General features: G+C 57.0%; 18 protein-coding genes. 8 read left to right on the forward strand and 10 right to left on the reverse strand.

Annotation, left to right across the window (positions count from 1 at the left end; translation table 11 throughout):
* The first annotated feature begins 3 nt into the window (after positions 1-3).
* The 3 genes from ASD46_RS14870 to amyA all read left to right on the forward strand — a co-directional run bounded on the left by ASD46_RS14870 (position 4) and on the right by amyA (position 4,964).
* The gene (locus tag ASD46_RS14870) at positions 4-1,602 is read left to right on the forward strand and encodes a 5-oxoprolinase/urea amidolyase family protein (protein ID WP_025595304.1); all 1,599 of its coding nucleotides are present in this window, start codon (positions 4-6) and stop codon (positions 1,600-1,602) included.
* Between the two features lie 11 nt (positions 1,603-1,613).
* On the forward strand, positions 1,614-3,344 hold the full coding sequence (locus tag ASD46_RS14875; RefSeq protein ID WP_060642493.1) for an acetyl/propionyl/methylcrotonyl-CoA carboxylase subunit alpha: 1,731 nt from the start codon (positions 1,614-1,616) through the stop codon (positions 3,342-3,344).
* Between the two features lie 132 nt (positions 3,345-3,476).
* Complete coding sequence (gene amyA / locus ASD46_RS14880; protein WP_025595302.1) at positions 3,477-4,964, forward strand: alpha-amylase; 1,488 nt, start codon at positions 3,477-3,479, stop codon at positions 4,962-4,964.
* A gap of 38 nt (positions 4,965-5,002) precedes the next feature.
* Here amyA and soxR read toward each other — a convergent pair whose 3' ends face one another.
* Positions 5,003-5,458 (reverse strand): redox-sensitive transcriptional activator SoxR, encoded by a 456-nt coding sequence (gene soxR, locus ASD46_RS14885; RefSeq protein WP_003511623.1) that lies wholly within the window; start codon positions 5,456-5,458, stop codon positions 5,003-5,005.
* A gap of 154 nt (positions 5,459-5,612) precedes the next feature.
* Entirely contained in the window at positions 5,613-7,718 is a 2,106-nt protein-coding gene (locus ASD46_RS14890) for a TonB-dependent receptor plug domain-containing protein (protein WP_060642494.1), read from the reverse strand.
* A 147-nt stretch (positions 7,719-7,865) separates the two neighbouring features.
* On the opposite strand from ASD46_RS14890, the gene ASD46_RS14895 reads away from it, so the two are divergent.
* On the forward strand, positions 7,866-9,335 hold the full coding sequence (locus ASD46_RS14895) for a glycosyl transferase family protein (RefSeq protein ID WP_060642495.1): 1,470 nt from the start codon (positions 7,866-7,868) through the stop codon (positions 9,333-9,335).
* On the opposite strand, the gene ASD46_RS14900 is transcribed toward ASD46_RS14895, so the two are convergent.
* The 6 genes from ASD46_RS14900 to repA all read right to left on the reverse strand — a co-directional run bounded on the left by ASD46_RS14900 (position 9,332) and on the right by repA (position 15,205).
* Entirely contained in the window at positions 9,332-10,531 is a 1,200-nt protein-coding gene (locus ASD46_RS14900) for a low temperature requirement protein A (protein ID WP_019565008.1), read from the reverse strand. The genes ASD46_RS14895 and ASD46_RS14900 overlap by 4 nt on opposite strands.
* Positions 10,532-10,569: 38 nt before the next feature.
* Positions 10,570-10,842 carry a hypothetical protein gene (locus ASD46_RS14905; RefSeq protein ID WP_025595298.1) on the reverse strand — a complete coding sequence of 91 codons (273 nt, stop codon included), beginning with the start codon at positions 10,840-10,842 and terminating at the stop codon, positions 10,570-10,572.
* Positions 10,843-10,908: 66 nt separating this feature from the next.
* Positions 10,909-11,121: a hypothetical protein gene (locus ASD46_RS14910; RefSeq protein ID WP_019565010.1), complete on the reverse strand. Its 213-nt coding sequence runs from the start codon at positions 11,119-11,121 to the stop codon at positions 10,909-10,911.
* A 399-nt stretch (positions 11,122-11,520) separates the two neighbouring features.
* Positions 11,521-12,798 carry a plasmid replication protein RepC gene (repC, locus tag ASD46_RS14915; protein WP_082546204.1) on the reverse strand — a complete coding sequence of 426 codons (1,278 nt, stop codon included), beginning with the start codon at positions 12,796-12,798 and terminating at the stop codon, positions 11,521-11,523.
* A 185-nt stretch (positions 12,799-12,983) separates the two neighbouring features.
* Positions 12,984-13,994 carry a plasmid partitioning protein RepB gene (repB, locus tag ASD46_RS14920; RefSeq protein WP_003511631.1) on the reverse strand — a complete coding sequence of 337 codons (1,011 nt, stop codon included), beginning with the start codon at positions 13,992-13,994 and terminating at the stop codon, positions 12,984-12,986.
* Entirely contained in the window at positions 13,991-15,205 is a 1,215-nt protein-coding gene (gene repA, locus ASD46_RS14925) for a plasmid partitioning protein RepA (protein WP_029658853.1), read from the reverse strand. Before repA ends, repB begins: the two co-directional genes overlap by 4 nt.
* A 440-nt stretch (positions 15,206-15,645) precedes the next feature.
* Here repA and ASD46_RS14930 point away from each other — a divergent pair, with 440 nt between their 5' ends.
* From ASD46_RS14930 to ASD46_RS14945, 4 genes are all read left to right on the forward strand, one after another.
* Positions 15,646-17,031 (forward strand): FAD/NAD(P)-binding protein, encoded by a 1,386-nt coding sequence (locus ASD46_RS14930; RefSeq protein WP_025595295.1) that lies wholly within the window; start codon positions 15,646-15,648, stop codon positions 17,029-17,031.
* A 416-nt stretch (positions 17,032-17,447) separates the two neighbouring features.
* Positions 17,448-17,843, forward strand: coding sequence for a RidA family protein (locus ASD46_RS14935; RefSeq protein WP_003511636.1), 396 nt, complete (start codon positions 17,448-17,450; stop codon positions 17,841-17,843).
* Positions 17,844-17,875: 32 nt separating this feature from the next.
* Entirely contained in the window at positions 17,876-18,964 is a 1,089-nt protein-coding gene (locus ASD46_RS14940) for a D-TA family PLP-dependent enzyme (protein ID WP_003511637.1), read from the forward strand.
* Positions 18,965-19,034: 70 nt separating this feature from the next.
* Positions 19,035-20,513, forward strand: coding sequence for a M81 family metallopeptidase (locus tag ASD46_RS14945; protein ID WP_025595294.1), 1,479 nt, complete (start codon positions 19,035-19,037; stop codon positions 20,511-20,513).
* Positions 20,514-20,525: 12 nt separating this feature from the next.
* Here ASD46_RS14945 and ASD46_RS14950 read toward each other — a convergent pair whose 3' ends face one another.
* Together ASD46_RS14950 and ASD46_RS14955 are read right to left on the reverse strand one after the other, a co-directional pair.
* On the reverse strand, positions 20,526-21,095 hold the full coding sequence (locus tag ASD46_RS14950) for a HutD family protein (RefSeq protein ID WP_025595293.1): 570 nt from the start codon (positions 21,093-21,095) through the stop codon (positions 20,526-20,528).
* A gap of 43 nt (positions 21,096-21,138) precedes the next feature.
* Positions 21,139-22,170, reverse strand: a complete 1,032-nt coding sequence (locus tag ASD46_RS14955; RefSeq protein WP_029658852.1) for an alpha/beta fold hydrolase — start codon at positions 22,168-22,170, stop codon at positions 21,139-21,141.
* Positions 22,171-22,268: the final 98 nt, after the last annotated feature.

The following is a 22,268-nucleotide window of genomic DNA, read 5'->3' on the forward strand; positions in this document are numbered from 1 at the left end:
ATGATGCGTTTTCTCCCCGTCAGCCTCACCACCATTCTCGTCGAACTTGCCGATCTCGATGAAACGCTGGCGCTGTTCGCCTCGCTTCAGAACGATCCGATTGAGGGCATCGACGAAACGGTTCCGGCTGCCCGCACCCTGATGATCCGTTTCCGCCCCGAAAAGATTGGCGCAGAGGCGCTGGTTGCACGGCTTTCCAGCCGCGATCTCTCCGCAAAAATCGCGCCCTCGGACAATCTGGTGGAAATCCCCGTCCATTATAACGGCGAAGATCTGGCCGACGTTGCCGAACTGACCGGCATGAGCGTCGACGAAGTCATCCGCCGCCATACCGAAAGCGAATTCACCGTGGCCTTCTGCGGTTTCGCGCCCGGCTTCGGTTATCTGGTTGGCGGCGATACGGCTCTTCACGTGCCGCGCCGGCAAAGCCCGCGTACCCGCATTCCGGCGGGTTCGGTGGCGCTGGCAGGCGCCTTCAGCGGCGTCTATCCGCAAAACAGCCCCGGCGGCTGGCAGATCATCGGCACCACACCGGTGAAGATGTGGGATATAGACCGTGATCCCGGCGCGCTTTTCCAGCCGGGTTATCGCGTGCGTTTCTTCGATATGGACAAGGCCGGAAGAACGGTTGATGTTCCCACCTCAGCGCCGCGCACCGCCCGCCCTGAGATGACAAGAGAAGGCCCGCATTTCGAGGTGCTCGCGGCCCCCATGCCCGCCATTTTTCAGGATCTCGGCCGCTTCGGCCAAACCGGACAGGGCGTCTCCGCCTCCGGCGCACTGGATCGTGGCGCGTTTAACGCCGCCAACCGTATCGTCGGCAATCCCGTTAACTCGCCGTGTCTCGAGCTGACGCTCGGCGGCTTTTCCTTCAAAAGCACGAGCCGCGCTGTCATCGGCATTGCGGGCGCGCCCTGCCCCATCACCGTCAAGACCGCAGATCGCAGTTTCACCGCACAAACCCATGTTCCCGTGTCTCTCGAACCCGGCGATATCGTAACCCTGGGTCAGCCGCCGAAGGGCATGCGCTGTTATCTTGCTGTGCGTGGCGGGTTCGATGTCGAGCCCGTGCTGGGCAGCTATGCGACGGATACGCTCGCCGTAGTCGGTCCAGAAAGCGTGACTGCGGGCACTACTCTGCCGCTGAAGGGCGAAAAGACAGGACTTTCCAGCGTGTCTGTCGACGAGGCTCCGGCCTTCGATCCGCCGGCAACCGGCGATATTGTGACGCTCGACGTGGTTCTCGGACCGCGTACCGACTGGTTCACGCAAAAGGGCCTCGATACGCTGACCGGCCAGCTCTGGCAGGTCACGCCGCAATCGAACCGCGTCGGCATCCGCCTTGCCGGCGAAGTGCCGATGGAGCGCAGGGACAGTGCCGAATTGCCGAGCGAAGGCACGGCCACCGGAGCAATCCAGATTCCCCATAGCGGCCAGCCCGTTCTCTTCCTTGCCGACCACCCGTTGACTGGCGGCTATCCCGTCATCGGCGCGGTCGCGGAATACCATCTCGATCTTGCGGGGCAAATCCCCGTCAATGCCAAAATCAAGTTCCGCCCGATCGGCCCTTTTGCCGAAATCGCGGCGGCTAAAAGTCTGTAGGGAGAATAGCGATGAAAAAAGTGCTGATTGCCAATCGCGGCGAGATCGCGGTGCGGATCATCCGCGCATGCCGTGATTACGGCCTGCAATCGGTTGCCGTTTATGCCGATCCCGATCAGGATGCGCTATTCGTTCGGTTGGCGGATGAGGCCTATGCGCTGGAAGGCGTCCGCCCCGCCGAAACCTATCTCGATATCGCCAAGCTGATCGCGATTGCCAAACGCGCCGGCGCGGATGCCGTGCATCCCGGTTACGGCTTTTTGTCCGAACGCGCCGAATTTGCGCAGGCGGTTATCGATGCCGGCCTTAGCTGGATCGGCCCCGACCCACATGTCATTGAAGCGCTGGGCGATAAAGTGGAAGCGCGGCGCATCGCCACCAGCGTCGGCGCGCCGCTGGTCGCCGGCAGTGACGGCCCCGTCTCTACCGCCGCCGAAGTCACCGCTTTTGCCGAAGAATACGGCCTGCCCGTCGCCATCAAGGCAGCGCATGGCGGTGGTGGGCGCGGCCTGAAGGTCGCATGGAAGATGGAAGAGATCGCCGATCTCTACGAATCCGCCGTTCGCGAAGCGACCGCCGCTTTCGGTCGCGGCGAGTGCTTTCTCGAACGCTTCCTCGACCGGCCCCGCCATATCGAGGCGCAGGTTTTGGCCGACAAGCACTGCAATGTGTTGGTGCTGGGCACCCGCGATTGCTCGCTGCAACGTCGAAACCAGAAGCTGATAGAGGAGGCTCCGGCCCCGTTCCTGTCTGCCGAACAGCGACAAAAAATCCACGACGCGGCAAAGGCGATCTGTGCCGCCGCGGGCTATTCCGGTGCCGGCACCGTCGAATTCCTGCTCGGCGTTGATGGCACGATTTCTTTCCTGGAGGTCAATACGCGCCTGCAGGTGGAACATCCCGTTACCGAGGAAACCACCGGTATCGATCTCGTCATCGAGCAGTTCCGCATTGCCGAGGGCCACACCCTGCGGGTGGTTGAAACGCCGGAACCGCGCGGCCACTCTATGGAATTCCGCATCAATGCCGAAGATCCCGGCCGAGGATTCCTGCCAACACCCGGCACGATCTCGATTTTCGATGCTCCTTCCGGCCCCGGCATCCGTATGGATAGCGGCGTCGTCAGCGGCTCCAGCGTGCCTGGCGTATTCGACTCGCTGATGGCGAAGCTCATCGTTACGGGTACCGACCGCGATCAGGTTCTGCGCCGCGCGCGCCGCGCGCTGAAAGAATTTCGTATCGAAGGCATTGCCACGGTTCTGCCGTTCCATCGCGCCGCAATCGAGACGGACGACTTCATCGGCACCGACGGTTTCAAGGTTCATACCCGCTGGATCGAGACCGATTTCGCCGCCATGCCTGACGCGATGGAACGTCCTGCACCAGCTGAAGACCCTTCCATCACGCGCACCTTTCTGGAAATCGACGGCAAGCGTGTTTCTGTCGGCCTGCCGAACCTGCTGCTCTCCGGCCTCGGCGCTGTCAGCGGCGGCAATGCCGTTGCCCCCGGCGCGTCGGTCAAGGAGAAGGAAGGTGAAATTATCGCTCCCGTTTCCGGCACCTTGCAATCGTTCAAGGTGACCGATGGCGAAACTGTTTCCAAAGGCGATCTTCTGGCCGTCATGGAAGCCATGAAAATGGAAACGCAAATCGTGGCGACGAAGGCCGGCAAGGTCCGCCTGATCGTCAAGGAAGGCGACTATCTTCAGGCGGGCGCGGCACTTCTCGAAATTGCGGAATAACGCATAGACCAGGCCACCGGACCCATCAGGGAAGGTGGTCCCCTCACAATCGAAGTTTGGTCAATACGGCGGCGGAACCCTTTCGCCGCCGGGCCGTTTATGGCGCGACCTGCTAACCATCATGAGGGAAATATGGCCGGACGCACCTTGCTTCAATTCTTCCATTGGTACTATCCGGACGGAGGGAAATTATGGAGCGAGGTGGCCGAAAAGGCGGAAAGCCTTGCCCGAATGGGTATTACCGACGTCTGGCTACCGCCGGCCTACAAGGGTTCTGCGGGCGGTTTTTCGGTAGGGTACGATACCTATGATCTCTTCGACCTTGGCGAATTCGACCAGAAGGGAACAGTCGCGACCAAATACGGTGATCGCGCTGCCCTCGAACAGGCCGGTCGGACGCTGAAGGAAAACGGCATCCGCGTCATTCACGACGTGGTTCTCAATCACAAGATGGGCGCGGATGAACGAGAGAAGGTGCGGGTTCGCCGCGTCAATCCCGATGACCGCACCGAGATAGAGGACGAGGATTTCGAGGCGCACGCCTATACGCGCTTCACCTTTCCCGGCCGAAACGGCACACATTCCAAATTCATCTGGGACCTGAAGTGCTTCAGCGGCGTCGACCACATCGAGGAGCCTGATGAGGACGGCATTTTCCGTCTCGTCAACGAATATGGCGACGGCGAATGGAATGAAGAGGTCGACGAGGAAAACGGCAACTTCGATTATCTCATGGGCGCGGATGTCGAATTCCGAAACAGGGCTGTCTACGAGGAACTGAAATATTGGGGCCGGTGGCTTGCCGAACAGGTGCAGGTGGATGGTTTCCGTCTGGATGCGGCCAAACATATTCCGGCATGGTTCTTCCGCGACTGGGTAGGCCATATGCGCGACACGATTAATCCCGACCTCTTCGTTGTGGCGGAATATTGGCACCCCGATATAGACGCGCTGAAAAGCTATCTCGATCTGGTCGACAAGCAGCTGATGCTTTTCGATGTCGCCCTTCACCACCGCTTCCATGACGCTTCCAAGCAGGGCGGCGATTTCGACATGCGCACTATCTTCGATGGTTCGCTGCTTTCCGCTGTTCCAGATCACGCCGTCACGCTTGTCGACAACCACGACACGCAGCCGCTGCAATCTCTGGAAGCGCCCGTAGAACCCTGGTTCAAGCCTCTGGCCTATGCGATCATTCTGCTGCGCGAAGAAGGTGTGCCTTGCGTCTTTTATCCCGATCTTTTCGGTACGACCTATACCGACACCGGCAATGACGGCAACGACCATGAGATCGTCATGCCGGCTATCGAATGCCTTCCGAAGCTCATCGAGGCACGCAGCCGCTTTTCCAACGGTGCCCAGACGGATATTTTCGACGATCCGAGCTGCGTTGCGTTTATTCGCCACGGTACCGCCGATGAGCCGGGCTGCGTTGTGGTGATGTCGAACGGCGAGGCGGCGGAAAAACAGATAGATCTCGGCCCTGAGCAGGCGGGAGCTGTATGGCGCGATTTCCTTGGTCACCGTCACGAACAGATCACCCTTGACGAGCATGGCAAGGGTCTGTTTTCCACCAATGGCGGCAACGTCAGTGTCTGGGTTCCGGCCGACGTCGAGTAGGAACAATTGCTTTTAAAGCGGCCAGCCGGAAACCTTGCTCATTTGACGGATACGAGACGGCGCGGGCCCGCGCCGGCATCGGCCAGAACATCGTTTGGATTGCGTAAGGGACAATCATCGAGTGAGAGGCAACCGCAACCGATACAGCCGGTAAGCTGGTCGCGCAGCATAATCAGGCTGTTGATACGAAGCTGTAGCATTTCCCGCCAGGACTGCGAGAACACGCGCCAGTCAGCCGTCGTCGCCACCCTGTCCTGCGGCAAATCCGCCAAGGCGTCCCTGATGATGCTGAGCTGGATACCTGCCCGCTGCGCAATGCGGATAATGGCAATACGCCGCAGGACGGCGCGATGATAACGACGCTGGTTCCCGCTGGTGCGCCAGCCTTCGATCAATCCCTTCGCCTCGTAAAAATGGATGGTGGAAACGGCGACGCCACTACGACGCGCAACCTCCCCAACCGTCAGGCTGTGTTTAAAGATGGTATTTTCCATGCCGGCTCCGTTTTCTGAACGGCCTCCGCTCTGAAAAACGCGGAAACACACTAGAGAGCAGCCGGTATAATTCCTCAACCATAGTTGAGGTCAATAGGATGGATGGCAAAAAGAGGCGCCAATCGGGCGCCTCTGAATTCTTAAATATCGCGGATCAGAATTTGGCGGTCATGCTGATCCAGAAGCGGCGGCCTTCCATGACCGTGTTGAAATCGTCAGCGCCGACTTCCTTGTCGAATACATTGTAAACCGCCGCGTTGAGATCGACATTTTCGGCCACCGCATATTTCGCCCCGATGTCGAGGGTGGTGTAAGCGTCATATTTACGCCCGGCCTTGCCGTTGATCGTAACCGGTTTGCCGTTCGTACCGATGCGCGGACCCGCATTGATTTCCGATCCGTGATAATTCACCGAGGCCCAGGCTTCCAGCCCGTCCACCGGGGTGACCCATTCGCCTCTCAGATTGGCCATGTGCTCCGGCGTCCGCGCCAGCGGAAAACCCTCGTAATCGCCCGTCTTCTGTTCGGAATGCGTATAGGTATAGTTGCCGCGCAATGTCAGTTCCGGCGTCGCATACCATGCTGCCGTCAGTTCTATGCCCTGAATGACCGCGTCGTCGATATTGTAATTGTACCAGAGGCGATAATTGCTATCTTCGCTCCAGCGGGCAGGCGTTCCATCCGGATTGAGCACCAGCGCGTTGGAAATCTTGTCCTTGAAATCTGTGTAGAAATAGGTGGCACCGAGGGCAACATCACCATTGTCCCAGAGTGCTGCCAATTCATAACTCGTGCTTTTTTCCGCCTCCAGACCCGGATCGCCGATGATCACGCCGCAGGTACCGTTCGAGGCATAGGTGCACCCACCGCCGCCAGTCGTATAGGCGTAACCCGGTGCGATCTGGCGGATTTCCGGTGCGCGGAAACCTGTTGAAATGCCGCCCTTGATCGTAAGATCGTCGGTTGCGCTCCAGACGCCGTAAAGGCGCGGGCTGAAATGATTGCCATATTTTTCATGGTTATCCAGACGAAGGCCGCCCGTCAGCGCAAAGCTATCGACGATGCGCCATTCATCCTCGACGAAGAGCGCCCATTGCGTCGCCGAGAAAGTTTCGTCGCGACCGGTACGGCGTCCCGGATTCTGGTCCTTCAGCTGTGCCTCGAAATATTGACCGCCGGTGACGAGCGTATGGTTGCCGAACAGTTCGAACGGCGTGGTGAACTTGCCGTCGAGAACGCTATTGCGAACCTCCGGCGAGCGCGGATTTTCAGTGACGCGTCCCGTGCGAAAGTTTCTGGTGAAGTTGGTGCGCTCGGCCCATTCCTGCTGGAAGGAGAATTCAGACGTGGTCGGTCCCCACCGGCCGGTATGCGACAATGACCAATGGTCGCGCGTATTGGTGTTGTAGGTGCCGTCTGCATTGGCTGCCAGCGTCTCGCCGGACTCGGCATCGCGGCGCAACCGTGCTTTGCCAGCCTCGAGATAGATGTCGTGATCCTCATTCGGCGTGAAGGTCAAACGTCCATTGAAATCATATTCCTTCGCGCCCGTCGTACCATTCAATATGCGGTCTTCGCCGCGCGTGAAGCCCCTGCCCCAGATCTGCAGCCCCAGCCGATCCTTCAGGATCGGCCCATTGGCATACCAGGACACCTGACCGCTATTACCGAATTTTGAATGTTGCTGAACCGTACCCTCGCTGGTGACGGAGCCAGACCAGACATCGCCAACCTTGCGGGTGATGATGTTGATGACGCCGCCCATGGCATCGGAACCGTAAAGAGAGGACATCGGGCCGCGCACGACCTCGATGCGTTCGATCGCCGAAACCGGCGGTACGAAACTCTGTTCGAAGCCGGAATTACCATTGGTACGGGCATCGCGCGTGCTCTGCCTCTTACCGTCAACCAGGATCAACGTGTAAGCGCCGGGCAATCCGCGAATGAAAATATCCTTCTCATTGGCAATGCCGGTGACAGACACGCCCTGAACTTCGCGCAAGGCGTCTGTCAAATCGCGATAAGACCCCTTTTCCAGATCTTCTCCCGTCACAACCGTGATGCTGGCCGGAGCATCCTTTACATTCTGCTCGAAGCCGGACGCGGTCACCACAATCTGCTGAAGAACGGTGGTTCCGTCGGTCGCCTGCTGCGCGACAGCAGGCAAGGCAACGCTGAGCGCCGTTCCCGCCATAGCGACGAAAATGCCAGCCTTTATTATCGTCGCGGCCATATCCTGCCCGCGGTACTTCAATTCCATGTTACGCCCCCGCATTTAACTTGAGAATTTACCCCCACTTATTTAGGAGGGAGGTCTGGCGCAACGCGTTTGTTTTCGAACAGTTCTAAATTCCAGAAATTGCAAAAAGGCCCCCTCTAATCGGGGGCGGGGTAAAAAAACAGCAAGATGACAACCGGCAAGAGAAAAGAAGAACCAGCTTCCCCGACAAAGCCCGACAGGCTTGGTCAGCTGAAACTACTTGTCGCGTTCGATGCGTTGTTGCGGGAAGGAAGCGTCAGCCGCGCAGCGGCAGGCATGGGACTGCCGACATCATCGATGAGTCGGATATTACAGCAGCTGCGCGAGAAATACGGCGACCAGCTGTTCTTACGCACCGGCCAGGGTTTGCGACCCACCCCCTTTGCCGAGACCATGCGGCTGCGCATTCGTTCGCTGGCGGCGGAGGCGGAAAACCTGATCGATTATTCACAGGAAAAAGCGGCAGCTCCCGCAGCCGCCAATGTTAGCGGCTGGGAACGGCCGGTGCTGATGAAGGCGCCGCCTCTTTCGCTGCGCCCCAGCATTCTTCTGGAAGGTCAGCCGACACCGGAAAATATAGCGGACCGCCTTGCCCGCATCGGCCACAATGCCGATCCGCAGCACAGGCTCGCCAAATATATAGCGACCTCGGCGATGGGCATCGGCAACAGCCGCCCGCTCAGCCAGCAAGAGGCGATGGACGCGCTTTCGATCATTCTCGAAGGCAATGCAGATCCCATACAGATAGGAGCGCTGCTTGCGACCATGCAATATCGCGGTGTGACCGCGGCAGAGCTTGCCGGTTTTATCGAAGCCATGTGGGGCCATATAAAAAGAGACCAGCAAGCGCCCGCATCGGTCGATCTCGACTGGCCGGCCTATATGTCGCCCAAACATCGCGATGCACCCTGGTTCCTGCATTCCGCGCGTCTCGTTTCCATGGCGGGATATAGCGTCTTGTTACACGGCCATGTGGGCCAGGGAGAAAATGGCGGTAAGCTCGAACTCGCCGCTGAAGCCTGCGGCATACCGCTCTGCCATTCACTTTCGCAGGCGGCCAAGGCCACTGCCTCGCAAGGGATCGCCTATCTGCCGATCGGTGGACTATCGTTACAGTTTCAGAGCCTGCTTGGCCTGCACGGCATTCTGGAAATGCGCCTGCCGCTCAATACGGTCGTGCATCTTCTCAATCCGCTTCGCGCCAGAAGCACCATTATCGGCGTCGCCCGGCCCTCCTATCAGGAGCTTCATCGCGATACGGCGCGGCTGCTTTCCGTCGAGAGCCTTGCCATTCTCGGCAATACGCGGGATTTCGCGCAATTTACTCCATTCCGCAGCACCCGGATCTTCGGTCTTTCCAAGGGCGAAGATGTCGAGTTCGTCATTCCCGCCCGCGAAACGCCACCGGCCGAAATGCCGACCATGTTCACCACCTTCGAATATTGGCGCGCCGTCTGGACGGGGGCGGCCAGAGACGAGAGAGCGGAAACCATCATCGTCTCCACCGCTGCCATTGCCCTGATGCTGGTCAATGATATGGTTCTGCCTTTCGAAGAGGCCTATGCCCGCAGCCTGCGGCTGTGGAACGACAGGGCACGCGATTTCGCCACTGCTTAGGCGTTGGCGACTGATTTTTTCAGCGCCAGATATTCCCACAGCGCCACCAGCAGCAAAATCCCCGTGCTTGCCAGTTGCAGCGCAAAAAGCGGCACGCCCGGCACCGGCAGAAGCAGGCAGAGCGCCGCTACTCCGGCAAAATGCGAGATCGGCCGCTGATAGGTGGCAGCAATCTTGACGCCGATATTACCGGCTAGAAACAGGATCGGGCCGCCAAGAATGGCGAGTGACTCCCTCATCGTCGTCCCTTCATGGGCATGGGACAGGCTGAAATCCTCTCCAACTGCCGTAAGGATGATGCCGGCCACGATAGGCAAATGTCCGTAGTTGAAAAGATTCTGGGCAATCTTCGCTTTCTCGTCGGCATGTTCGGCCTTTCTGGAGGCCTCTTCCTGCCCGTGATGGAAATAGATCCACCACATTGTGACGGTGCTGACGAAGGCCGAACAAAAGACGATGAATGTGAGGCCAGAATTCATATATTCCGTGGCCGTGCGGCCGGTGGTTAGGATCGTTTCCCCGAGACAGATGATGACGAAAAGCGCACAGCGCTCCGCAAGATGCTCGCCGGAGAGATGCAGCTTGTCCGCATCGCTTGCTTTCAATCCCGGGACGACATAACGACAAGCGGGTCCGGCATATTCTATCGCGAGCGCTATACCCCACAGGAGGATTCGATCCGTCAGATCGACAAGCCCACCAGCCATCCAGAACAGGCTCGATACGACTAGCCAGATCGTCACGCGCACAAAAACCAGAAAAGACTGCCTGTCCTCTCCCTTAAAGGCATAAAGTGCAAACAGGCTCCGTCCCACCTGCATGGCACTGTAGATAAGGGCAAACACGAAACCCTGTTCCGCAAAAGCCTCCGGCAGCGCGATGGCCAAAAGAACCCCGCCGAACATCAGGACGAAAAGCAGAATCCGGACAGGCTCCTTTTCGGTATTCAGCAGGTTGGTGATCCAGGTGGTGTGTATCCACAACCACCAAAGTGACAATATCAGTATGCCCGCCTCAAGCGCCGCTGTCGGTCCGAAGTCCTTTGCTAGCGCATGGGAAAGCTGAATGAGCGCGAAAACGAAAACCAGATCGAAGAACAGTTCAGGAAAGGTCGCCTTTTCTGCTTCGTGCCCGTCCTGTTTGATCCAGGTTTGCGCATCCGGTTTCTGCCCGGACGTTTCGCTTTCGGTTCCCATTCTGCCCCTGTTCGTCAATATGAATTATTGCGATCGCGTTAGCGTTGCGCTTCATCCGAAGAATTAACATTCGAGTCCCGGCCGGGAAACTGCAGCGCCCGCGCATTGTCGGGGTAAAAACGCGGTCCTACCAGACGCACTGTCTTGCCGGAGACATCGGTAATATAATTCGATGCGGTCGCCCCAGGCGAGAATTCGGCGCTACGGGTCTTGGTCGGTTCCAATATGCTGACCTCTAATGGTTGAGCAAATATCGGGTGGCTCGTCGCGGAGATGACAATTGTCGCGATAAAGAGGGACTTGGAGAACATCGGCACATCCTGTCACAATTGACTGCGCCATAAACAGCCTTCGCCCGGTTTGGTTCCAGCCGTCTTTCAGCTGTCCTCGTCCAGATATGTGCGATATTGCACATAGTCCGAACTTGGTTGCCCGTCGATAATTTCCGGCGGCCGCCCCTCACCTCCGGTCAAATAACCGGCTTCTTCAAGTCCCGCCTTCAAGAGCTTTTCGATGGCGGTATCTCGAGGCAATGCAATGTCCGCCATGTAAACAGCGACAGCCAGCTCCATATCGTCTGGAAAAACCATAGGCTCAAGGCCCCCTTCCAACATCGACACGGAAACGCACAATCTTAGGGAAGGTTCAGTTCCAACATCGTGCCATACCGAGATATCTGCATTACCCCAGTCTAGTCAGGCAAGAAACGCGTAAAAATCGCGCTTTTCCTGCCCGTATCATCGCACTACCGCTAAAAGATACCCGGACTCAAGCGATTGAAACCAATCATGGAATAACTCAAACGAAAGTCAATCAAGGCTTAACTTTCATTACTTTGCATTAACCATAGGAACCCCTGCCAGCACAGTCTGTTCGTAAACACTGGCAGCCTCACAGCGAATCTTCGGAGTCTTGCAGAAACAGCGTCAATGTAGCTGCAGACTGGGAATTCGGCAAGCCGGCGCCATTTTCTGTCCGTCCTCAAGAACTCATACAGCCATGCTTCTCTCTATCCCGTCAGTTCGACCCCGCAGTTGCGCCAGAAGCATGGCCTGAAGATCAAACCCGCCCTCGTGGGCCTTACGGGTGAGATTGCGCAGATATCCGCCCAGCGAGCTGATCTGGTCCGCCTTTTGCAGCAGGCAGGCAAGAATCGCCGCTGTTCCCTGTCGACCGAAAGTGGTGAGGGCGTCCTGGTAGGCCGACTGGCTAACGTTGAACATGGTTTTGATGACTGATGTCGCCACTTCCAGATCACGCCATCCAGTCACTGCTCCTCCGGGTGCATAGAGGGAAATGTCCGGGCAAGCCTTCACAACCAAAACAATATCAGGAACAAAAAATTGCTTATGAAGAACAGGCTTTGGCTGTTGCGATGACGGCTTTGCACTGACGGGTACGGCGTATTCTGGCTGTACGACTGTCGTGTCGGCAGGTGCGACGATTACCGGTTCACGCAAATTTTGCGGTTTAGATATAGATTCGGATTCTGAATTCTTTATGAGGCGCTCATTTTGGCAGTCATTGCCGCCCGATTTCTCCGAATTTTCAATATTTTCCAGATAGTTGGTCACTTCTGCACGCAGGGAGACCAAAAATCCGGCGATTTCCTTGAGTTCGACAGGCTTTGAATTACGGCCGAGAGACCGGGCAATGGTATTGTAGCGCGTCTGGAATCCATCTGACGTTACGACTTCACCGCTGGCGGCTATCATTTCGCAAAGCTTCTGGATATCGCGGCGGCACAGGCTGATGTTTTCACGAAGCCGCTGAAGGTCGAGCCGCTCGCGAACGATGCGTTCGGCAAGTTCCTCGATTTCCGATTTGCGGGCGAGAAGCGGTGCCAGCGAAAAACCATAGGCTTCGCTGATTTCCCCGCCCCTGTGCTTACGGGCGTAACGTTTTCCGTTAGGACTATCCTTGCGGATGATGAGACCGGCCTCGACGAGAGCCGAGAGATGTCGGCGCAATGTCTGTTCTGCCATTCCATGTGCTCGCAATGACAATTGCGTATTCGACGGAAAGACGACCAATCCGGCTTCGCTGGAGAGTTCATTTTTCGGATAAAAACTCAGAAGGGCGTTCAAGACCGCGAGAGAACGATCGGTCACGCCGAGCAATGGTCTGGCTTCACAGACCGAACGGTAGAGTTTCCATTTATCGACCGCCTCGGTCTTTTTGTTTTTCTGCGCGGCAAACTGAGTTGCGAGGACGCCAAACGACATCGCTCGCCGCCCAAAGGGCGTCGTTACACATGTGCTGTCCATGTCTTTCACCTTTCACAAGGCAAAAGAAAATCGCTCACCGAAAAATTCGATGCCAAGACTCTTGACTATGATTCGCGGAAATGAGATTCTTTGGTTGCTTAGATCAAAGAAAGGCTTCCGTGCGGCAACGTTCGGGGGCTTTTTTCTTTTGTAATGCGTCTCCTGTTAGTCGTTGGTATTAACAATCACTGCTTGGACCGGTATTCGGCAAACAGCGCCTGAAGATGTTCCAGAACGAAATCGGCAAATTCCGGCGCCTCGTTCTTGTCGATGGATATATCCAGCTTGCGGTCGCTTTCGACCACCTTTGCCAGTCTGCTGCCAGTTTCCGAAGACCAGACACCGGCTTTCTTTGCCTGTGCCTTGGGTTTCAGAAAATCCAGAAGCGACTTGAAGCGTTCTTCGGACGGAAGAGCGGCAACGGATGGCTCCCTTACATAAGCGCGCGCAGCTTCCTTGACCTGTGACGAGGAGAGCTGATCTGCGAGATCCATCCAGTTACGGCGACCGACGGTGGGTGCCGGACCAATAAGATCGACCAGATCCTCGGGAATGCGACCGACAACCGATAGCATGTTGGAAAGATCGCCCTTGTGCAGGGACATCGCCGCCATGATCGTATCACGCGGAAACCGCATCTGCAGTTTCTGGGCGAAGCGCGCCTTTTCGATATAGGTTAGGTCACGGCGCTCGTTGTTTTCCTGTCCCTGGGCGACAACCAGCTGTTCGTCGCTGAGATCGCGAACCACGGCCTTGACCGGAATACCCAGGTTGGAAACGGCGCGCAGACGGCGATGGCCAAATGCGACCTGATAACGTCCCGGAAATTCGGGATGAGGGCGCACCAGAATGGGAACCTGCTGGCCCTGCTCGCGAATAGCCTCCACCAGGCCTGCATCCGCCTCTTCTGAGGCTGGCATGCGGTCGGGTATGAAGGACGGATCGATATCAGCAGGATTGAGCGAAACGATCGTAAGGCCCTCTGCGAGCCGTTTTTCGATCTCTTCAGCACGCTTGGAGCGTTCCGACACTTCGTTCAGAGACTGGCCGATCATGCCGACTGGCGAGTTCAACACATCCGTCACCAGTTCGGGAGAACCGAGGATGGGTCTGACACGCGGACGGGACCGCTCGGGAGTGGTATCGTTGTCTGTGCCTGGCGTGCCAAGATTGGCGAAAATCTGTTTTCTGCTCATGCTGCCCTACCCCACGCTTTTTTAATCAATCCCTCGATTTCAGCGTTCACGTTGTTCATGGCTTCCAGCGCGCGGTCATAGGTGGAGCGCGTGAACTGGGTTCTTTCCACCTCGAAAAGCGTCTGGTTGGTCAATCCGGCATCCGAAACGGCCGTGCTCTTCAGCATCGGGTGAATGAGGACGTTTTCACCGAAGATCGAGCGCAGGAAAGCCACCATCTGGTTCTGCGGCCCATCGCTCGGTTCGAAACGTGTGATGAGGTAACGCATCCAGTTATAATCGGAGCGTGCGCCGGCCCTGCCGATTTCAGCGAGAAGATCGCCAGTCATGGCAAGGAACTGGTTCATGGACATGACATCAAGCATTTGCGGATGAACGGTCACGAGAACCGATGTTGCTGCCGTCAGCGCCGAAAGCGTCAGGTAACCGAGTTGCGGTGGGCAATCGATGACCACGACGTCGTAGAAATTCTGGGCCTGGGCGATTGCCTGGCCGATGCGGGCGAAAAACAGCGTGTCGCCTGGTGCGCGACGCATCAGTGCGCGCGGGGTATCATGTTCGAACTCCATAAGCTCCAGATTGCCCGGAACGATATGAAGGTTGGGAATATAGGTGCCGCGAACGATCTCGGCGATCGGCCGGCGTTCGTCGTCGTAGCGGATCGCGCCGTAGAGCGTTTCATTCGGGCCGACATCCATTTCGGGCTGGTGACCGAAGAGAGCGGAGAGACTGGCCTGCGGATCGAGATCGATAGCCAGAACCCGGTAACCGCGCAGCGCCAGATATTGCGCCAGATGCGCGGATGTCGTGGTCTTACCCGAACCGCCTTTGAAATTCATCACGGCGATGACCTGCAATTCCTCGCCGTCGCGACGGTGGGGCAGATAGCGACGCGTGCCGCGCGCGCCCTGATCGAGAAACTTTCTGATCTCATCCATATCCTCTACCGAATAGGAACGACGACCGGATGCCTGCGCTGCATCGAGCTCCGGACGCTCAGCGGCGATCTGACGAAGATAGGCTTCACCGATGCCAATCAGCCGGGCGGTTTCCGCCGGCGAAAAATGGCGCATACTCTTTTCGGTATGCGGCGAAAACGTATTCGCATTATGCGCCTGCAATTGGGCTGACAATGCAGCCGAATGCTGTTGTATAAGGCTCGTGAGGTCGGGTGCCCCTGCAGCAAATCTTGAGTCGGCACTCTGTGTCATGGATCTACTTTCGCTCGATATTGCAGTTGCGGTTTTTTTCGAAAAAGACGGTTTTTTCCGCAACTGAGATATAAGCGCCGATTCTCTTTTTGGCGCAATAGGCTTTTTTCCCGGATGCAGAAGTACCGCTAAGGCATTGTGGAAGAATCAGTTTTGCTTTTTGTGAGAGTTTTTCGGTTAGCCGCGGCTAACTTCATCTTCGTTCTGGCTGAGACGCGTTTTTTTGACTTCCTTTAAAACTGACAAGGAGTGACCAAAGCGAAAGTTTGCCGCGGCTAACTTTGGGAATTCCTCACACCAGATGTGCAAGGCGCGATCCCGCCGGCGGAAAGTGAAGGGTAGACATTGGCAGGTGTTTAATCTCTACTCATCGACTAGAGTATCAACGGGTCCGGCGCCCACCGCCTTACCTTTCGTGCTGTCGCAGGTTGGAGGAATGAATGTCCTATGATGTCGCTATCGTCGGTTCGGGTTTCTCGGCTATCTGTACCGCCGCTCATCTCTTATCATCCCTGCCTGGGGACGCATTGATCGCCATTGTCGGCGACGAGTCGGATTTCGGGCGCGGCACGGCCTATCGTACCGAGTTGCCCTATCACCGGCTCAATGTGCCGGCAGGGCGGATGAGCGTATTCCCCGACAGGCCGGATGACTTTCTCGATTGGCTGACGGAGAATGGGCTCGGCAATGATCCATTGGCTTTTGCCTCACGTGGCGATTACGGCCTCTATCTCAGGGACAGGCTCGCCAGTCTGCTGAGAAGCCGGGATCAGCGGGCGAGGGTGGACTTCATCCGTGCCAAGGCTTCAGCCTGTCGCCCGGATGGCAACGGCGGTTTCTCTTTTGCACTGGAGAATGGTGAGAAGCTACGGGCGAAAAATGTTGTCTTATGTCTTGGTGTCGGCGCGGCAAGTTTGCCGGTGCAAACTCTGACGAAAGATGACGACGCGCCGCATCGCATCATCGGGCATTGCTGGCAGTCCGGATGGCTTTCGAGAGTAAAGGCGGGGGACCGCATCTGTATTCTGGGTTCTGGCCTGACGATGATAGATCAGGTCCTGACGCTTCGAGGAAAGGGACATCGTGGCCCAATCCACGTATTGTCCCGCCGCGGACTTGTGCCGCATCCACATATCAGCCCGCCACTGTCGCCAGCTGATCCGCGCTTACCAGAAGGTTCGACCGAGATCAGCCGGTTAGTGCAGGCTCTGCGTAAGCAGGTGAAAGATGGTGCGCCGTGGCGTACTGTCATGGATGGTCTAAGGCCGAAGACCCAGCTGCTTTGGCAGAGGCTGACATCTGAGCAGCGAAGCCGGTTTCTTCGCCATGCTCTGCCTTGGTGGAACATTCACCGGCACCGAATCGCGCCCGAAGTGCATAAGGCTTTTGAAAAGCTATTATCTGACGGCGTACTAGAGATCCATGCTGGTTATCTTCGCTCTCTCGACGAGCAGGACGAGGGGATCGCCGTACTCTATCGCCGTCGGCATACGGAGACGCTTGGAGAGTTTCAGGTCGATTGGGTCGTTAATTGTACGGGAATGGAGAGGGCGGGGATCGGTCATTCACGGCTTTTGGAAACCATGCGGGACGATGGCGTGCTTTTGCTCGACGCCTTTGGTCTTGGGGTCGAGGTCGATGGCCAGTCGCGCTTGTCAAGCGCGGACGGGCAGGTCTGGCCTGGCCTGTTTGCCGCCGGGGCGCTGACGGCAGGCCGCTTTTGGGAGATAACCGCCGTGCCGGATATCCGCGTGCAGGCGCGAAAGATCGCGCAAGCTGTCACGGACAGAGTGGTATCGGACCGGCGGGTTTCGGCACACGGTTGATGTGAAGGAAAGAGCACTCGCGCAGTGCCAGGTCTTAAAGAGTTTGCGCTTGAGACTGTTCCTCTAACTTTTCAGATACTGAGGTTTGCCGCGGCTAACCTCTCTATTTCTCTCATCAGGCAACCATCCGAATGTACCGGGCTTCCTCATTACGCGATAGAGCTAAGGGTTAGTAAGAGCCTTGGCTCAGCCAATAACCGCTTCCATAGATCGCGACAGACAATAGGTTTTGAGTCTCATCATTCGGTTCGACAACGTGCGGCGATACGAATATCTCAACGTGACGTCCATCCGTCCGCGAGTTGATGATTTACATAATTGCTAAATTATTTACATCACTTGTGGAATATTGATGCAAAAAGAGCTATTAAACCCTTAAAAATACGATTTCCATGAAAATTATTTGCGAGGCATCTATGGAAAAGCAGAAACTGGTACGATTCGAGACGGCTGACGCTCAGGCTGGCGGACAGCGCAGGCCTTTTGCCAAGGCCGTGCGGGCCGGTGATTTCGTCTATGTGTCTGGACAGGTGCCAACCGTCGATGGTGAAGTAGTAACTGGCGGCATTGTGGCTCAGACCGAGCAGGTTGTGGCCAATATCATGGATGTTCTGGCGCTTGCGGATTGTACACTTGCCGATGTCGTCAAGGTCAATGTCTGGCTGGATGATGCTCGGGATTTTTCGAGCTTCAACGCGGTCTTCCAGAAATATTTCATCGATCATCCACCGGCACGTTCAACCGTGCAGTCGCCCCTGATGGTCGATGCGAAGGTTGAAATGGATGTTATCGCCTATAAGCCACTGGTTTGATTGCCAATTTCCGATTCTGAGAGCGTTTGACAATGACCTACCCCTGGCCTGACGAAGGCACCCCACTCGATGCGATCTCGACGCCGATGCCCGTGATCGACGAGGACCGACTTGCCGCCAATATTGCGCGGGCGCAGTCCTATCTTGATGGACATGGCATGGCTTTTCGCCCCCATATCAAGACACATAAGATACCAGCCATTGCGAAGCAGCAGCTTCAGGCGGGCGCCATCGGCATCAATTGCCAGAAGGTCAGCGAGGCGGAAGTTTTCGCGGATGCCGGTTTCGACGACATCCTCATTACCTACAATATCCTCGGCGTGGCGAAACTCTCGCGGCTGAGGGCATTGAATGCGCGTTTAGGGCAGCTGAGCGTCGTTGCCGACAGTGCCGTGACGATTGCCGGCCTTGCCGGCACATTCGATGCGGAAAGACCGCTTTCCGTTCTTGTCGAATGCGATACCGGCGGAAAACGCTGCGGTGTGCAGACCCCGGAAGCCGTGTTGCAGCTTGCAGAAAAGATCGTCGCGGCACCGGGCCTCAATTTCAAGGGCATTTTGACCTATCCGGCACCCGGTGGCGCTGAAAAGGTGGAGAACTTCATTCGGAAAACCATGGCGTTGCTTGCGGAAAAAGGCATTGACTGCCCGGTTCGCTCCAGTGGCGGCTCACCGGATTTTTTCTCTGCTCACCTCGTTCCCTCCGCAACCGAATATCGGGCGGGCACCTATGTATATAATGATCGTTCGATGCTGCGCGCCGGACATTGCACCGCTGGCGACCTGGCAATGCATGTTCTTGCCACCGTGGTGTCGCGACCGACACCTGATCGCGCTGTGCTCGATTGTGGCTCCAAGGCTTTGACCTCCGATCTCCTTGGGTTCAGCGATTACGGGCTGATTGAAGGGTATGAAGGCGCGAAAATCATGTCGCTTTCGGAAGAACATGCGGTGGTCGATTTGTCGGGCTGCACATCGGGGCGGCCGGAAATCGGTGAGCTGGTCAAGGTTGTGCCGAACCACACCTGCGTCATTACTAATCTTTTCGACAGGATGGTTTTCCATCGAAACGGTATCGTGACGCGGGTGGAAGACGTCACAGCACGCGGCACCGTCTGGTAACATTACCCGGCTAATTAAATTGCAAAAAAATGCTGCTGAAAAGCGGGCATCGGCAACGAGAATGACAGTCATGCGCATATTCACGGCATCGCTTGCCACCGAAACCAACACGTTTTCACCCGTCCCGACGGACATGGACGCCTTTCGCGCGGCTTTTTACGCTGGGCCCGGCGAACATCCGGAAACGCCGACACTATGCTCCTCACCGGTACCAATTCTACGCCGGCGCGGCAAAGCGGAAGGGTTTACGGTAATCGAGGGTACCTCCTGCTGGGCGGAACCGGCGGGGCTGATACAGCGCCAGACCTATGAAACGCTGCGCGATACGATTCTCGCCGAGCTTGCCGCCGCACTGCCGGTCGACGCGGTAATTCTTGGTCTCCATGGCGCCATGGTCGCGCAGGGTTATGACGATCCGGAAGGTGATTTCCTGTCACATGTCCGCACGCTTGTTGGTCCCGACGTACTGATCGCGGCGGAATTCGATCCCCACAGCCATTTGACCCCTTTAAGGGTCCAAAATCTCGATATAATGGCGACGTTTCTGGAATTCCCGCATACGGATTTTGAGGAACGTGGTGAGCACGTCGTTGAACTGGCACTTCGCACCCTGCGCGGAGAAATCAGGCCGGTTATTTCCACTTTCAATTGCCGCATGATCACCATTTACCCCACCAGCCGCGAACCGATGCGTTCTTATGTTGACCGTTTGAAGGCTTTGGAGGGTAAGGACGGCGTGCTGTCTATTTCCGTCATTCACGGTTTCATGGCAGGCGATGTACCAGATATGGGCACGCGTATCGTCGTCGTGACAGATAATGACAGGGCAAAAGGCGACGCACTGGCCGAAAAACTCGGCCATGAGCTTTATGCCATGCGCAAGTTGACTGCCATGCCGATGCTCGACACGGAATCGGGTCTCGACAGGGCTCTCGCCATTCGTAGTGAGCATCCGGATATGCCGGTCGTGGTGTCGGATATATGGGATAATCCCGGTGGCGGCGTTGCGGGTGATGCCACCCATATTCTGCGGCGCATGGTGGAGCGCGGCATGGACAATATCGGTGTGGCAACGATCTGGGATCCGATTGCTGTGTCTTTCTGTCACGCGGCAGGCGAGGGGGCGGAGATTGATCTGCGTATTGGCGGCAAATCCAGTCCCGAAGGTGGCGAGCCGCTCGATTTCCGGATCAGGGTCATGCGCACTGCAGAAGCAGGGTGGCAGAGTTTCCGAAATAGCCGCGTCACGCTCGGCCGCGCCGCCGTCGTTCGACCGGTCGGAACGGAAATCGATATCATTCTCATTACCAGCCGCACGCAAACTTATGAGCCGGATATCTTTTCCAATCTCGGCATTGATTTTGCCAGGAAAGACGTGCTGCTGGTGAAGTCCACCAACCACTTCCATGCGGGTTTTGCGCCGGTCGCTTCCGAGATCGTTTATATCGCCGCGCCCACTTCCTATCCGACCGATCCGGCCACAACCGCCTATCGCAAGGCAAGCCTCCAGCTATGGCCACGGGTGGCCGATCCGCTGGGGTTGGACTGAGGCTGCGGCGCTTCAGATATCTTGTAGCGTGATCAGAAAGAATATGCCTTCACCATGATCTGCCTCGATGGTGAACGGCACGCTTTCCGTGATGAAAACGCTATCCAGCTTCTCCAGCCGGGCTGTGTCGTTGTTGACGGCGACCGTCAGAGGATCGAGCGCGAGGATCAGCCTTGTTCCCGTTGCCGCTTGCATCGAGCGGCTGCCGGATAGTCTTTGCACGCCGTGGGCGAAGGATGAGCGGCGCGTCATGATGTTCAGGTCGACTATCGCGCCGTCCATCAGGGTCGCATCCACGGGAACATCGGCGGCAAAGGGCAGGGGGGTACTCTTCGTCGTCAGCGCCACCGGCTCATGACCCGAAATAGCGAGTGCAAGGCCGTTTCCCTCGATAATCGCAAGCGTGCGGTCTATGCCGGGGAAGCTGGAAAATGGTCCGTCCTGAGCAACGGTCGCCATGCTGACGCGCCAGTCGAATGCATCCACGGAAGCACCCGGCGGATGGATGGCGATTTCCACCGTAACGCCGCCGCCATTTTTCCACGGCATGGTTTTGTATTCGGAAGCGCGTAATATTCTCATGTGATGTCCAGAATCGGGTCGTTAAGGGGGCGGGGGCGGAAGTTTACGATCCGCGATCATTCTCGATGCGTCGCTCAATCGTTTTTTGGACCGCCTTTAAATCGGATGGCCGGCCGGCAACCTTTTCGATCGCGGCAATGGCAAGGTCACTGGCGACATAGTCAGATTTATGCCCGAGATTGTGCACGACGATCAAAGTGGAGCCGCGAATATCTCTGGCGAGATGACGGGAATGCACCTCTGGCGAGACGATCGTGTCCGTATCACCGGTTATGATGACGGTTGGTGCCGTGATGCGCCGATACTCCGAGGAAGCTCCACGCGCCCATTCATTGAGAGCCGCGACCTCCTGCGCATTGTGCCGAAAGGCCCTGGGCCGCAGGGCCGCTACGGAATGCGTTGCTTCCACATAACCGGCGGGTCTGGAATTGGGTGCAAAAACACCGCGCGTTGCCTGATCCAATGCCAGGAGACCGGCGGGCGGAGCAATGAAGGTGCTGAACAGCGGACCGGTAAAGGGCGCATTTGCCGCTGTGTAATACCAGGCGATGCCACCCTCCCATGGATAGACAGCGGGAGAAAGGAATACGAGGCCCGCGACCATCTCCGGATGACGGACCGCAAGCGATGCCGCGATGGCGCCACCAAAGGAATGTCCGACGATAATCGCTCTCGGGACACCTCGCTTTTTCATAAGCTGGGCAATGGCGTCCGCCTGTCCATCCGGGAGAATATTTGCCTTGCCGCCGATATCCGAATTGCCGTGCCCTGGCCTGTCGACAAATAGCAGTTTTGCACGGCCTCTCAGCTTTTCGAGAAACGAAAACATCGGATCATAGAGACTGGCGCTTGCGCCGTGAATGAAGAGGATCGGCGGAAGCTCGGCGCTTTTTTCCGGCTCGACCAAGATGCTGTTCAGCTTGTAGCCGCCCACATCGATCCGCACGGGAACATTTTGCTGCTTTTCGGACGCCACGGCATTCGTAGCGGAAACCGGAAGAAGTGCCCCGAGCAGGAGGGTAAAGGCAAGCGGAAGGAACCTGTGCACCATTCTTTGATCTACCATGTCCTTCATGCCTGCCTAACGGTTAGCGCGGCTTTCAAACGAGCATACAGTCGGTCGGTTAAAAACGGCAACGGAAGAAAGCCGCAGACAGACCAGAAGTTCCACCG

It is taken from the genome of Rhizobium sp. Root491, from assembly GCF_001427205.1.
Lineage (GTDB): Bacteria > Pseudomonadota > Alphaproteobacteria > Rhizobiales > Rhizobiaceae > Agrobacterium > Agrobacterium tumefaciens.

Bases quoted from the DNA above. Each gene is read 5' to 3' on its own strand.
- ASD46_RS14870 (WP_025595304.1), top strand. From the start codon at position 4: ATGCGTTTTCTCCCCGTCAGCCTCACCACCATTCTCGTCGAACTTGCC.
- ASD46_RS14875 (WP_060642493.1), top strand. From the start codon at position 1,614: ATGAAAAAAGTGCTGATTGCCAATCGCGGCGAGATCGCGGTGCGGATC.
- amyA (WP_025595302.1), top strand. From the start codon at position 3,477: ATGGCCGGACGCACCTTGCTTCAATTCTTCCATTGGTACTATCCGGAC.
- soxR (WP_003511623.1), bottom strand. From the start codon at position 5,458: ATGGAAAATACCATCTTTAAACACAGCCTGACGGTTGGGGAGGTTGCG.
- ASD46_RS14890 (WP_060642494.1), bottom strand. From the start codon at position 7,718: ATGGAATTGAAGTACCGCGGGCAGGATATGGCCGCGACGATAATAAAG.
- ASD46_RS14895 (WP_060642495.1), top strand. From the start codon at position 7,866: ATGACAACCGGCAAGAGAAAAGAAGAACCAGCTTCCCCGACAAAGCCC.
- ASD46_RS14900 (WP_019565008.1), bottom strand. From the start codon at position 10,531: ATGGGAACCGAAAGCGAAACGTCCGGGCAGAAACCGGATGCGCAAACC.
- ASD46_RS14905 (WP_025595298.1), bottom strand. From the start codon at position 10,842: ATGTTCTCCAAGTCCCTCTTTATCGCGACAATTGTCATCTCCGCGACG.
- ASD46_RS14910 (WP_019565010.1), bottom strand. From the start codon at position 11,121: ATGGTTTTTCCAGACGATATGGAGCTGGCTGTCGCTGTTTACATGGCG.
- repC (WP_082546204.1), bottom strand. From the start codon at position 12,798: ATGGACAGCACATGTGTAACGACGCCCTTTGGGCGGCGAGCGATGTCG.
- repB (WP_003511631.1), bottom strand. From the start codon at position 13,994: ATGAGCAGAAAACAGATTTTCGCCAATCTTGGCACGCCAGGCACAGAC.
- repA (WP_029658853.1), bottom strand. From the start codon at position 15,205: ATGACACAGAGTGCCGACTCAAGATTTGCTGCAGGGGCACCCGACCTC.
- ASD46_RS14930 (WP_025595295.1), top strand. From the start codon at position 15,646: ATGTCCTATGATGTCGCTATCGTCGGTTCGGGTTTCTCGGCTATCTGT.
- ASD46_RS14935 (WP_003511636.1), top strand. From the start codon at position 17,448: ATGGAAAAGCAGAAACTGGTACGATTCGAGACGGCTGACGCTCAGGCT.
- ASD46_RS14940 (WP_003511637.1), top strand. From the start codon at position 17,876: ATGACCTACCCCTGGCCTGACGAAGGCACCCCACTCGATGCGATCTCG.
- ASD46_RS14945 (WP_025595294.1), top strand. From the start codon at position 19,035: ATGCGCATATTCACGGCATCGCTTGCCACCGAAACCAACACGTTTTCA.
- ASD46_RS14950 (WP_025595293.1), bottom strand. From the start codon at position 21,095: ATGAGAATATTACGCGCTTCCGAATACAAAACCATGCCGTGGAAAAAT.
- ASD46_RS14955 (WP_029658852.1), bottom strand. From the start codon at position 22,170: ATGAAGGACATGGTAGATCAAAGAATGGTGCACAGGTTCCTTCCGCTT.